The 13,446-nt window shown below is 38.8% G+C and carries 13 protein-coding genes; 5 read left to right on the top strand and 8 right to left on the bottom strand.

Annotated elements, in window-relative coordinates:
• Window positions 1-116: 116 nt before the first annotated feature.
• A complete protein-coding gene (gene metE, locus BTO21_RS06830) occupies window positions 117-2,438 on the top strand; it encodes a 5-methyltetrahydropteroyltriglutamate--homocysteine S-methyltransferase (RefSeq protein ID WP_045030503.1) in 2,322 nt (773 codons plus the stop codon).
• 84 nt (window positions 2,439-2,522) lie between these two features.
• On the opposite strand, the gene BTO21_RS06825 is transcribed toward metE, so the two are convergent.
• From BTO21_RS06825 to BTO21_RS06790, 8 genes are all read right to left on the bottom strand, one after another.
• Complete coding sequence (locus BTO21_RS06825) at window positions 2,523-2,966, bottom strand: META domain-containing protein (RefSeq protein ID WP_045030501.1); 444 nt, start codon at window positions 2,964-2,966, stop codon at window positions 2,523-2,525.
• A 344-nt stretch (window positions 2,967-3,310) separates the two neighbouring features.
• Window positions 3,311-4,966 (bottom strand): mechanosensitive ion channel family protein, encoded by a 1,656-nt coding sequence (locus BTO21_RS06820; RefSeq protein WP_105026738.1) that lies wholly within the window; start codon window positions 4,964-4,966, stop codon window positions 3,311-3,313.
• Window positions 4,967-5,199: 233 nt separating this feature from the next.
• Window positions 5,200-5,577: a hypothetical protein gene (locus tag BTO21_RS06815; protein ID WP_045030499.1), complete on the bottom strand. Its 378-nt coding sequence runs from the start codon at window positions 5,575-5,577 to the stop codon at window positions 5,200-5,202.
• A gap of 143 nt (window positions 5,578-5,720) precedes the next feature.
• Complete coding sequence (locus tag BTO21_RS06810) at window positions 5,721-6,062, bottom strand: TehB family protein (protein ID WP_065193165.1); 342 nt, start codon at window positions 6,060-6,062, stop codon at window positions 5,721-5,723.
• Between the two features lie 199 nt (window positions 6,063-6,261).
• Window positions 6,262-7,011 (bottom strand): phosphate ABC transporter ATP-binding protein PstB, encoded by a 750-nt coding sequence (gene pstB / locus BTO21_RS06805; protein ID WP_045030497.1) that lies wholly within the window; start codon window positions 7,009-7,011, stop codon window positions 6,262-6,264.
• Between the two features lie 18 nt (window positions 7,012-7,029).
• Entirely contained in the window at window positions 7,030-7,929 is a 900-nt protein-coding gene (gene pstA / locus BTO21_RS06800) for a phosphate ABC transporter permease PstA (RefSeq protein ID WP_045030496.1), read from the bottom strand.
• 6 nt (window positions 7,930-7,935) lie between these two features.
• On the bottom strand, window positions 7,936-8,847 hold the full coding sequence (pstC, locus tag BTO21_RS06795; RefSeq protein ID WP_045030495.1) for a phosphate ABC transporter permease subunit PstC: 912 nt from the start codon (window positions 8,845-8,847) through the stop codon (window positions 7,936-7,938).
• Between the two features lie 91 nt (window positions 8,848-8,938).
• The gene (locus BTO21_RS06790) at window positions 8,939-9,760 is read right to left on the bottom strand and encodes a phosphate ABC transporter substrate-binding protein (RefSeq protein ID WP_045030493.1); all 822 of its coding nucleotides are present in this window, start codon (window positions 9,758-9,760) and stop codon (window positions 8,939-8,941) included.
• Between the two features lie 303 nt (window positions 9,761-10,063).
• Between BTO21_RS06790 and BTO21_RS06785 the strand changes: the two genes are divergently transcribed.
• The 4 genes from BTO21_RS06785 to BTO21_RS06770 all read left to right on the top strand — a co-directional run bounded on the left by BTO21_RS06785 (window position 10,064) and on the right by BTO21_RS06770 (window position 13,278).
• Entirely contained in the window at window positions 10,064-10,978 is a 915-nt protein-coding gene (locus BTO21_RS06785; protein ID WP_045030491.1) for a LysR family transcriptional regulator, read from the top strand.
• Between the two features lie 263 nt (window positions 10,979-11,241).
• On the top strand, window positions 11,242-12,501 hold the full coding sequence (locus BTO21_RS06780) for a NupC/NupG family nucleoside CNT transporter (RefSeq protein WP_065194784.1): 1,260 nt from the start codon (window positions 11,242-11,244) through the stop codon (window positions 12,499-12,501).
• Window positions 12,502-12,597: 96 nt separating this feature from the next.
• A complete protein-coding gene (locus BTO21_RS06775) occupies window positions 12,598-12,873 on the top strand; it encodes a hypothetical protein (RefSeq protein WP_045030489.1) in 276 nt (91 codons plus the stop codon).
• 18 nt (window positions 12,874-12,891) lie between these two features.
• On the top strand, window positions 12,892-13,278 hold the full coding sequence (locus BTO21_RS06770) for a DUF805 domain-containing protein (RefSeq protein ID WP_045030488.1): 387 nt from the start codon (window positions 12,892-12,894) through the stop codon (window positions 13,276-13,278).
• The last annotated feature ends 168 nt before the right edge of the window (window positions 13,279-13,446 follow it).

Genomic DNA, 13,446 nt, shown 5'->3' with positions numbered 1-13,446 from the left:
ATCACCTTGTTGTCACTGTTGTTGTCCGTCACTGTGTTAATCAACCAGCGTCATCTTAGCCATTGTTTTTATATGGATTTATGATTGATAACATATTGAATTAAAGGAATATAACAATGACAGTAACATCGAAGAAAACCGCCATTAGCGAGAATACCATCACCCATATACTCGGGTATCCACGGGTCGGAAGTCAGCGTGAATTAAAATTTGCTCAAGAACGTTATTGGCGTGGTGAGATCGATCAAACACAGCTTAAACAAGTGGGACAAGAGTTACGTCATCGCCATTGGGATGATCAAATTAACGCAGGACTGGATTATGTGTCGGTAGGAGATTTTGCTTGGTATGACCATGTATTAGGCACCAGTATGCTGCTTGGTCACATTCCAACCCGTCATCAAAAAGGGTTTCCTGATTTAGATACCTTATTCAGTGTTGCACGTGGTAAAGCGCCAACAGGGTGTGCTTGTGCCGCTGCTGATATGACGAAATGGTTTAATACTAACTACCATTATATTGTGCCAGAATTTACCGCAGAAGACCGTTTTAACGTCAGCTGGCAACAGTTGTTTGAAGAAGTGGCAGAAGCAAAAAAAGCGGGTCACAATATTAAACCCGTATTATTAGGGCCAGTGTCTTATTTATGGTTAGGAAAAGAAAAACAATCAGGGTTTGATCGCTTAACATTATTACCTCGATTGTTGGCCGCTTATCAGCAAATATTAACCAAATTAGCGGCATTAGGTGTCGAGTGGGTACAGATTGACGAACCAGCATTAGCCCTTGAATTACCGCATGAGTGGGCTGCGAGTTTTAAATTAGCTTATCAAATGCTTCATGGTGGACCTAAGTTATTACTGACCACTTATTTTGATGATATTAGCCACCAATTAGCGACAATTTCGCAGCTTAACGTCGATGGTTTACATATTGATTTATCGGCAGCCCCCGCACAATTATTAACTGTGGTCGCGGAAATTCCTGAGCATTGGGTGTTATCTGCAGGTGTTATTAACGGTCGTAATGTGTGGCGAGCTGATTTAGCTGAATGGCTGCTCCGTTTACAACCGATTAAGCAGCAGTTAGGACAAAAATTATGGCTGGCGAGTTCATGTTCATTATTACATAGTCCAATAGATGTCGATCATGAAACAGATCTTGATGCGGATGTTCGTCAATGGCTAGCATTTGCCAAACAGAAATGTGGGGAAATTACCTTATTAGCCCAAGCGCTTGATGGTGATCAGAATGCGATTGCTGCATGTACTGATTACAGTGCAAGCATAAAAGCACGTCTTAGCAGTGATCGAGTGAATAATCTGCAAGTGCAACAACGTACTGCAGCAATTACGCCTCAAGTGGCTGAACGTGAGCTCCCTTATTCTGAACGGGTGATTCAACAACAACACGCGTTACAGTTGCCATTATTACCGACCACGACCATAGGTTCATTCCCGCAAACATCAACCATTCGTAGCCAGCGTAGTGACTTTAAAGCTGGGAGAATAACGGAATCTGATTATAACCAAGTATTACAAGCACATATTCAAGAGGCAATTACTCGCCAACAGCATTTAGGGCTGGATGTTCTTGTTCATGGTGAAGCTGAACGAAATGACATGGTAGAGTATTTTGCAGAGCAACTAGAGGGCTTTGTCGTGACGCAATATGGATGGGTGCAAAGCTATGGCTCGCGTTGTGTAAAACCTGCGATTATTGTGTCGGATATTTATCGTGCCCAACCAATGACGGTTGAATGGATCCGTTATGCGCAATCTTTAACAACTAAACCTGTAAAAGGAATGCTGACGGGCCCCGTGACAATATTAGGTTGGACGTTTGCGCGTGAAGATTTATCACGTGAAGCGATAGCAAATCAAATCGCATTGGCATTGCGTGATGAAGTGGCTGATTTACAAGCAGCAGGGGTTAAGATTATTCAAATTGATGAGCCTGCAATAAGAGAAGGCTTGCCGCTAAAACAGAGCCAATGGCAGGCATACCTTGATTGGGCGGTGAATGCATTTAAGATCTCAGCCGCTGGAGCTGCATCGCAAACACAAATTCATACTCATATGTGTTATAGCGAGTTTAATCAGATCATTGCATCTGTTGCAGCATTAGATGCTGATGTGATAACGATTGAAACATCCCGTTCAGATATGGACTTGCTCAAAGCGTTTGAAGCATTTGCTTATCCCAATGAAATTGGTCCCGGAGTATATGATATTCATTCACCTAATATTCCAGACATCGATACGATAACGGCATTAATTGATAAAGCCGCGACATTAATTCCAATTGAACGTTTATGGATCAATCCTGATTGCGGTTTGAAAACCCGTAATTGGACAGAAACGGAAGCCGCATTAACCAATATGGTGGCCGCGGCACATATTCTGCGAAAAAAGTATCAGAAGGGCTGTGCTGCATAATTTGTGAATAATAAAAAAGCCGCTTACACATATTTCTTTGTTATCGAAAGTGTGTAAACGGCGCTTATTTTTATTTAGAGGTGATTATTGTGCGTTAGTTGCAGCAACATCACGAGCAAATGTTAGCGTATGCTTTGCATTTGTCATTGTCATTGTGTCGCCTGAAATATTGACTTTGTTCCAATCAGAAAGCGATTGTGTAAACGTTTGTTCAACTTTCATTTCACTATCTGGGCACAGCATCATCGTCATACCCATTTTTTCAATACGGAATTGACCGTCTTTTACTTCAGCTTGACCAAAGTAACGGTTACAACCAGCATGACCATTAGCAGCAAGATCCGTTGCTAGTTCTAGTGTAGGTACTGGTTGGGTAAGAGCTTGGTTATCAATTTTCATTAATGACCAGCTACCGTTAGCAAGCTCAGGGCCTGTTACTGGTTGTGATGTTTTAGTAGTAAGACCTGTTGTTGAACATGCAGCTAACATCATAGGGAGTACCAGTGCAGCTAATAGACGCTTTTTCATTATAGTTATTCCTGAACAGTAATATTGATGGGTGAGCAAAAGTGCAAACATAAATAGGTAGAGGTTTGCTTGACAAAATAACCGTCATTTCTTTTTAAGGCATGTTCGTTAACGTTCATGCTGATTATGGGAATATTGAATAAAAAACTAGCTTATTTCAATACTTGCTCAAAAGGATTATACCTATTTATTACGCAATCTTGCGGGTTTATTTGTTAAGAACGGTGTATTTGTGACAAGTATGAAACCGTGGTTAAGTAAATAAGAGGATTTGTTCTTAATTGTCCGATAAAGAAAAGGGCAAGAGAACTCTTGCCCTTCTAGAAACAGTATATCGTTAGTGATTATGCTGTTTTTGATTCAATGGCTTTTTCAACCATGTGTAAATGTACATCTTGCTGTGGGAATGGAATTGAAATGCCTTCACGATCAAAGCGCATTTTCACTTCTCGTGTGATATCCCAATATACATCCCAGTAATCATCTGTTTTAACCCAAGGGCGCACAATAAAATCAACCGATGATGAATTTAATGTATGTAACTTAATGTTTGGTTCTGGGCTACGTAAAACAGAAGGATGAGATTCAACAATATCTTGTAAAACACGCTCTGTTTTTTCGATGTCATCGCTGTATCCAATCCCAAAAACCATATCAATACGACGTACTTTTTCATGAGTAACGTTCTTGATAATATCACCCCAAATTTTACTGTTTGGTACGATAATAATTTCGTTACTGAATGTTTTAATGGTGGTGTTCACTAAACTCATGTGGCTCACTTTACCTGTGATACTACCTGCTTCTACTAAATCACCGACATCAAATGGGCGGTAAATTAATAGCATCATACCCGAGGCAAAGTTAGACAATGTATCTTGTAGGGCAAAACCAATAATAATACCTGCCACACCAAAACCAGTTAGAATTGGTGCAAGGTTTAAACCTACTTGTGAAAGCGCGATTAAAATACCGATCGCAAACACAATTTTACCTGACATTGAAATAAAGAACTCTTGCATAAGCATCGACATCTTCAAATTCTTTGTCGATACCGCACGTGTCACCATTTTACGGACAACATTTTTTAGTGTTTTAAACGCAAAAATAATAAAGATGAAAATAATCACTTTAAAGATCATCTGCGGCAAATTTTCAAACAACCATGAACTAAAGTCAGTGGTCCATGAGGTAACAATTGACCACATAACCTTACTATTTAGTAAGTCATCAGTAACATTACCTGTTTGTTCAAACAGTAAGCGTTTATATTCAGCGGTATCAATGCCCATATTGTCAGCAAGTTTAACTAAATCGGTTAAGTTTTTAGTGTCACTATCTACTTGGCGTTGGGCTAACAGTTGGGTAACTTGTAGTGCTTTTAGTTCGTCACCAGCCGCAGATTTTAATTGCTTATCATTTAAGTCAATCGCTTGGCTACCAAATGTGAGCGATGCTGACATGAAATCAAGACGATGTTCGATATTGTTTTTGAGTGCTTTAATGGCTTCTGGATCTGGCTTGCCTAGATGCTCCATCCATTGGTAATTTTCCCATTCTTCATTAAGCACCAGAATAATAAAATCACGGCTTTCAGTCAGTGCCTTTAAAGCGACTAACTTGTCAGTATCTTTCGCGTTATCAAGATCTTTTTGATCGCGTTCAACTTTGGTTTGTAAAAATTTTTCAGCTTCAGCCGCAAATTTTATTTGTTGTTCTACTTGTTTTAGTAGTAGTTTTTTATCCGCTTTTTTATCGTCAATTAAATCAGTAAGTGTTTTTCTTAATTCTTTGTTTTTATTAAGTAATTGTAACCTAACAACATCAAGTGATGAACCTGTTGTTGATGTTGCTTCTTTTGCTAATGCGTTTAATTCAAGATTGAGTTTTTGAAGTTGTTGATATTCAACATTCGTATCTTGATGGAGGGGAAGCTGTGGTTTTGTGTCCGCAAAACTTAGCGTAGAAACGAAGATAAGCATTAATACCAGTAAGCGCATGTTGCGATAAACTCCTGCTGGTGATATGAAAAATATGATGTTATCAGTATTTTTAATGACTATTGATAACGAGCTATTTATTGTCATTAGACAAAGATGCGCAGATTATAGCTAAATCGACGCTCGCTGCTATAAATATTCAATTTAAAATTGAAAAAATGAGTTAGCAGGTGTGTTGATAATTATTATGTTATCTATTATCAAATAGTTGTGATTATCAATGCGAATAATTGTTAAGGTAAATCTTGCTGACATAAAAAATTATATTGATTAAATTTCCATGTCCAATCCGGTACCCAATCTTCTTGCAGAAGAACAATCACGACATCGTGTTGTAGATAGGGCATGATTTTTTGCAATAATACGTAACTCGGTTTATCAACAACAATAACATTACAGTTACTGTTAACTATTTGGTTAATTAATATTTTAGGATTTATTTCTTTTATTAATGTATAGGTTTTAATATTGCGATGATTGAGCAGATAGACAAATAACTTATTAATGGGTGAGTTATTAATTAAGACAGCGACTGATTTTATTGAAATATTAATTGATGTAAGTACATCTACCCATGAGGTAACTTGTCTTATTTGTTGTTTATAGCGCATTATCACACCCCCATAATTGAAATTATCAATGGTTAGTTGTCAAGGCGGGTAAGATTATCTGATAGTCTTTTCTATACTGTCATTATAGAGTTAATTTCACCCTTATTGAATAATGGTTGTGAATATGCGCTGTAGTCGTGTTATCACTGAGGTGATCGTTCATTAAGGTTATCACGTACAATTTGACTGTTTTTTTGAGCGTAAAAGCAGACTTGAAATTGTGTATCAGCGGTTAAAAATTCAACTTTGTGCCAATATTGTGGTGGGCTAATTGCAGTATCGCCAGCATTAATAATAATTTCTTGTTCAATATCTCCACGTCGATCACTAAAGCCATAAAATTTAAGTTGTCCTTGTGAGACGCATATTTCGCCATAAACACCAACACGAGTATTGTGAAGGTGAAGAAACATCTTAGGAATGTTTTCAGGCGTAAAAATAGCGGTAGATTTATAATTTACGAAATCCGTTGGAATAGTTGCCATGATGATACCCTTATTGGTGAGATGATTTAAACATAACTATAAAATACATGTTTATGGGTTGTGCTGCAATCACTTCTATTAATATAGTCGTATCATTTTGATTTACTCATTGATATTAATTACTTTTACAATAAAAAAAGCCCCTTCATAAAGAAGAGGCAAGTTGTACCATCGCTATTATTATTCTGTAAATAAGGGGTTAACCAAAATCACCATTTACATAACCACGGGTGCGGTCGTCAGCAGGGTTATTAAATAAACTTTGGGTTTCATCATGTTCAACTAATTCACCCATTAAAAAGAATGCTGTTCGATCGGATATACGGCGAGCTTGTTGCATTGAGTGGGTAACAATCACAATCGTAAATTCTTTTTTGAGTGTTTCCATCAAATCTTCAATCTTCTTGGTCGCAATAGGATCAAGCGCTGATGTCGGTTCGTCCATTAAAATAACTTCAGGTTTCATCGCTATCGTACGTGCAATACATAGGCGTTGCTGTTGACCACCAGAAAGACCAAAGGCATGGGATTTCAAACGATCTTTTACTTCATCCCATAATGCTGCGCCACGGAGTGATTGTTCAACGATAGTGTCTAAGGTTTTTTTATCTTTGACACCTTGAGCCCGTAAACCATAAGCCACATTTTCATAGATACTCATTGGAAATGGGTTTGGCTTTTGAAATACCATTCCCACTTTAATGCGTAATTGGGCAACGTCGATATTGCCATAGACATTTTCATCATCGATGGTCAATAACCCTTTAATGGTGACCCCTTCGATTAAGTCATTCATACGGTTTAAGCAGCGTAATAACGTTGATTTACCACAGCCTGAAGGACCAATAAGTGCCGTCACTTGGCGATTAGGGATCGGTAAATTAATTTTCTTTAGCGCTTGGTTCTGACCGTAAAAAAGATCAAGATTTTCAATATTAAATTTGTTCATGTAATAAAGCCTCAGAATTTAGTAAGTCGCAGTATTAAAACGGCTAGCGATAAGCTTGGTAATTAGGTTAATGACAAGAACAACAATGATCAGCACCGTCGCAGTACCATAAGCTTGGTTCCATTCGTGTACGGTGTAGAGTTCTTGCGTTAGCTTGTACAGGTGAACAGTAAGCGTACGTCCTGAGTCAAACACACTCTCTGGAATACGCGCCACCATGCCTGCTGTCATAAATACCGGTGCAGATTCACCAATAACACGACCTACGCTGAGGATAATCGCGGTCACAATTCCTGGCATTGCGCTAGGAAGAATAAGCCGCCAAATAGTATAAATTTTGGATGCACCCAAACCATATGAACCTTCACGGTAAGTTTGTGGTACCGCCATTAATGCTTCTTCAGTAGTACGAATAATCACTGGAAGAATCAAAATACTTAACGTTAATGCACCCGATAAAATGGAATAACCAAAGCCGAGAATAACCACAAAAAAGGTCATACCGAAAAGGCCGTAGATAATCGAGGGGATACCCGCTAAAGATTCAGTACAAAAGCGAATAATTTTTACTAAACGGCTACCAACTTTAGCATATTCAGTAAGATAAATGGCTGTCATGATCCCTAATGGTGCCGCAACAGAAATTGATGCGAGTACCATATACAGTGTTGAAACAATCATCGGCCAAATGCCAGATTCTTTGCCAATAGTGGTGTAGTTTGAACTAATAAAAGACCAATCAACATGGGTAAGGCCATTGCTGAGAATGTACCACATAACCCATAATAAAAAGCCAACAGTAACGCCTGCAGATAACCAGATGACCGCAAGAGATAGGCGATCTTTTAATTTTTGTGCTGCTGGGTTGGCATTTTCTAATCGACTCGTTTGAGTAGATAGAGAGTGATGATTAAGCATTGTCAATTACCTCGCTCGCTCACGGTTTAGATAAAGAAGAGCGCCGTTGAGCGTCATAATAAACACTAGCAGTACAATACCTGTCGCATACAGTGCGCTGGCGTGAATGCCAGTTGCGTAAGACATTTCAATCGCAATATTGGCGGTTAGTGTTCGTGCCGATTCAAGTAAACCTTCAGGCATCGCAGGGGAGTTACCCATAACCATAATGATTGCCATTGTTTCGCCAAGTGCGCGTGCTACGCCTAAAATAACCCCAGTCATGATGCCAGAGCGTGCTGCAGGAACGATAAGTTTAAAAATAGTAAATATCGGTGACGCGCCAAGTGCTAAAGAGCCTTCTTTATAAGCTCGTGGTACCGCACGAATAGACGTTTCAGAAATAGTAATTACTGTTGGCAAAATCATGACAGCAAGGACGATGATTCCCGCTAAGATTGTATTACCGGCTGGTACATTAAAGATTTCTTGAATCAGTGGAACAATAATAACCAATCCAAAAAAGCCATAAACAACCGACGGAATACCCGCTAACAGTTCAATCATGGGGCGAATAAAACTCGCCAGTGGTCTGGGTGCAACTTCAGCAATAAAAATGGCCGTTAATACACCAATCGGTACACCAATCATTACCGCACCTGCTGTTGAAACAAGTGAAGCGACAATCATTGGTGCAATACCGTACAGTGCCGGTGGTAACCAATCGGTGCCAAGGACAATACCTGTAACACCTGAATAGGCAAAGGCAGCATAGCCTTCACGGAAAATAAAGTAGCCAATAGTGACGAGTGACAATATACCGATAGCTGCACTGAGCATAAAAAGGTATTTAAAGAACATTTCACGCCAGTCGATACGTTTTTTCGACTTTAGCAGCGGCATATCCTTGGTTGATTTTTCAATATTTGCGATGGTCATAATCTACACTCCAGAAAGGATACCAATGAGCAGCCTATTTCTGAGAAGTCAAAAACGCTCAACTCACACAAGTTGAGCGCTAAAATAAAAATTAGTTAACTGAGATGAAGCCTTTATCTGCAACAATTTTTTGAGCTGCTGGTGATTGAGTCCATGTTAAGAAATCCAGTGCTTCTTTTGATGGACGACCTTCTTTGTAAACCACAATAAATGGACGTTGGACGCTATAATCGCCAGCTTTAATTGCAGCGATTGATGGTTTATGTCCATCAATAGTCAGTGGCTTAACAGTGTTATCAACGGAGCCAAGTGAAATATAACCGATAGCAAAGGGATTATTTGCAACGGTTGTTTTTAGTTGACCATTACCACTAGCAACTTGTGCTTTTTGGGAAATGGCAGAGACTTTGATACCGTTAATCTTTTTCTTTAATGACATGATGTCTTCAAATGCACCACGAGTGCCAGAAGCAGTATCACGGGTAGCGACAACGATAGGTTTATCTTCACCACCAACTTGGTTCCAGTTAGTCACATTACCTTTGTAGATCTCAGTAATTTGTTCTTTGGTTAAATCAGTTACCGAGTTACTGTTATTAACCACTACGGCAATACCATCACGAGCAATCACGACTTCTTTTATTTGTGGTGATTCTTCTGCGGTTTTTAAGTTACGAGATGACATACCAAGGTCTGCTGAACCATCGTGAGCAACACGAATACCTGCTGATGATCCTGGCCCTTGAACTTCTACCGTAACATCGTTAGATTGCGCATAAGTTTCACCCAATACTTCCATGAGGGGAGAAACAGAGCTAGAACCTACAACAGAGACAGTCTCGCCAGCGAACGCTGCAGAACTAACAACCAGTGAACTTGCAACAACAACTGCGCCGATAATCTTTGTTTTCATTTTCCTAATCCTTTCTTGTTGGGCAAAACGCCAATAGGTTTGAATGAACACGACAAAGATTAAAAAAGTTATGTGACATTAATGTTTCAGAAGTTTGAACACTCCGTGAATGTTGTAATAAATGCTTAATCAAGGATGTATCAAAAGGTTCTTTTATTTTGGTGTGATAAGCTGTGAAAAGGATCAGTTTTCAGTAAATAATGTGATGCCATATACTTTCAATTCGAAACAGTATTACTGAGGGTATCAGTACTGGCATATTTTAGTTGTCATTGGTTTTTTATAAAAATAAAAAGGTTGCCGATGTTAAAAAAAGCACAGCAAATGATTGTTTTCAATGCGCTTACTAAACAACAAAGCTTTACTAAAGCTGCGCAATTATTGGATATATCACGAACCCAAGTCAGTAAGTTGATTCAACAGTTAGAACAGCGGTTGGGGGTGCAATTGGTCCAACGAACAACGCGTTCATTTGCATTAACAGAGGCTGGACGTTTGTTTGCCAAACACTGTGAAAAAGTTGCGGAAGAAATAAATGAAGCAGAAAGTGAGTTATTAGAAAATGAAGATAACTCTCAAGGCTTGTTACGAGTAGGTATTGCGCAGTCTTTTGCTTCTAACCATGTTGCGCCTTATATCAACGAGTTTCATGAACAACACCCATTATTAAATTTAGAATTGAGTTTATTTGACTGCCGTGTTGATTTGATTGCTGAACAACTTGATCTTTGGATTGGATTTATGGATTCGCCCCCAGAAGGCTTTGTTGCGAGGCATCTGAGTAATTGTGATTTTGTGCTAGTAGCAAGCCCTGAATATTTAGCAACCCACGGTGTACCTTATCAACCAAGTGACTTAATTGAGCATAATTGTATTATTTATTTTAGTCGTGAGCGTAAAGATAATGTCTGGAGCTTTAGTCAAAATAATAATAATCAAGATATTAAAGTGACGGGTAATTACCGCGTTGATTCTGCTGATGCTATTCGTGACGCGACGATTGCAGGTAATGGTATCGGTTATTTGGCAACGTATCTGTTAACGGATGAAATCCGTAAAGGTAAGTTGATTCGACTAATGCCAGATTGGCAATTAACACAACATATGCCGTTATACGCTGTTTATCCAAGACATAAATTTTTACCTAATAAAGTGAACCTGTTTATTGAATTTATTCGTCGCCATATAGATGCTGGCAATATTTTGTGTAAATGGTAGTGATGTAAAAAACAGCAGTTACACGCAAACGGTTGGCTAAAAGTAAGGGTAGAATGTTTCAGATTGTAACCATAAGAGGTAATAGTATTCCTCATAGGAACTAATCTGATGATTTTCGTTTGCTTAGGCTAAAAAAACCGCAAAACAACAGTAAATTGTTAAATTACTGTTGTTTGTTATAACAATTTGATCCTTGTCACAGTTTTTTTTATGAATACACTCTTTCCGCAATCGTTTACTACACCAAACATTGGGGAATGACTTTGCATTATCTTGTTGGCATGCTCGGTATTATTACTATTTTTGTCGTTGGTTTTTTGTTTTCAGAAAATCGTTCAGCAGTTAATTGGCGCAGTGTCTTAGGGGCTTTTTGTATCCAAGTCGTTTTTGCCGCTTTTATTTTATATATTCCTGTCGGTCGTGTAGTGCTGAACAGCGTATCTGGTGCCGTATCTGGTATTCTTGAATATGGTCATGAAGGTACTGAGTTTCTTTTCGGTCAATTAGCACAATTTAAATTAGGCTTCATTTTTGCTGTTAACGTTTTGCCTTCAATTGTGTTTTTCTCCGCACTGATTTCTGTTTTGTATTACTTAGGTGTTATGAAATGGGTGATCAGTACTATTGGTGGTTTATTACAAAAACTATTGGGTACAACACGGACAGAATCAATGTCAGCAACGGCTAATATTTTTGTTGGTTCAGTTGAAGCACCATTGGTTGTTCGCCCTTTCTTAGCACGAATGACACGTTCAGAATTATTTGCAGTAATGGTTGGCGGTTTAGCGTCTGTTGCTGGTGGTACTATGGTTGGTTACGCAGGTTTAGGTGTTCAGCTTAAATATCTTATCGCTGCAAGTTTTATGTCTGCGCCTGCAGGTTTGATGATGGCTAAATTGCTTGTACCTCAAACTGAAGGTGTTCACACCATGGAAGAAGAAGATGATGGCGAAGAAGATGAGCCTGTTAACTTAGTCGATGCGGCTTCTCGTGGTGCTCTCAGTGGTTTACAAATTGCAATGGCTGTGGGTGCAAGCTTACTTGCTGTTATCAGTTTAATTGCGTTAGTGAATGGTGGTTTAGGCCACATTGGTAACGGGTTAGCATCTGTGGGTCACTGGTTAGGTTTTAACTGGGATGGTTTACATCAGCTTAGCCTCAACCTGATTTTTGGTTATGTTTTTGCTCCTGTTGCTTGGTTGATTGGTGTGCCATGGTCTGAAGCAACGACAGCGGCGAGTTTAATTGGTACCAAAATTGCTGTTAATGAATTTATTGCATTTGCTGAGCTAATGAAACCTGAAACATTAGCTAAACTTAGTGAGCATTCACAAGCGATAGTTACCTTTGCACTTTGTGGTTTTGCTAACCTGACTTCTATTGCGATGTTAATGGGAGGGCTCGGTGGAATTGTACCTCAACGCCGTCCTGAAATTGCTCGTTTAGGCATGAAGGCCATCTTTGCTGCAACCTTGGCGAATTTAATGAGTGCGACACTTGCCGGTTTATTTCTTCCGCTTTAATAGTGGTATATTGGCACTGAAAGATTAAAATAAACAGAGAGCTTAGCTCTCTGTTTTTGTATCTTAAACCAAGCATCAATAATGGGAATATGATCAATGAAGTCTGATAGTGACAAACTCATCGCAAAACACGAACAATTGATTCATAGTGAAGGCTTAACGGTGAATTCACATACTCAACGCGATGATGGCGAGTGGATACAGCATTCATTGATGATTGACGGTTATAACGTGCCTTTTAAGTTTAAACGGAAATCAAGATATAGAACCCTTGTTGGCGCAAAAGTAAATATGACCTATTATGCCGATTCAATTACAGTGGCAGGCTTAGAATTTGAAATTATGAAAGTAGTTCGTATTAAACGTTATTAATATTAACAAGGAAAAAGAATGAATTGGTACTTTGTAGTTCTTAGTAAATATGTGCAATTTCAAGGGCGTTCTCGGAGAAAAGAATTTTGGTTTTTCACTTTAATTAACGCATTCATTAGTATGGCGTGTGGCATGGTGGATACGACATTACAGTTGCCTACAGTGGTTGAAGGCTATGGCATATTAGCAGCATTATATGCAGCCTTTGCATTTATACCGACAGTGGCTGTTACTGTACGCCGTTTACACGATCAAGATCGTACTGGTTGGTGGGCGCTTATTATGTTAATACCGATTGTTGGCATTCTTGTACTGCTTTATTTTATGTTGCAAGACAGTACCGCTGGAAGTAATCGCTTTGGCAGTAATCCCAAGCAGAGTGATAGTACGACGTTTAGTGTTTAATTTCGTTTAAAGCGTAGTTAACTGAATATCACCCAGTCTTCGGATTGGGTTTTTTGTTAAATAGAAACAGAATCATTCATTCCATTCCTGAACAATGTGCTTTAGTATGAAGTTATTAGCTGACCAAGCTGTTTTGACCGAAACAGTATTTATATTCTGACCGAATAT

The sequence above is a fragment of the Photobacterium phosphoreum genome (genome assembly GCF_002954725.1).
Taxonomy (GTDB): domain Bacteria; phylum Pseudomonadota; class Gammaproteobacteria; order Enterobacterales; family Vibrionaceae; genus Photobacterium; species Photobacterium phosphoreum.
This window is presented reverse-complemented; position numbering and strand designations above follow the sequence as displayed.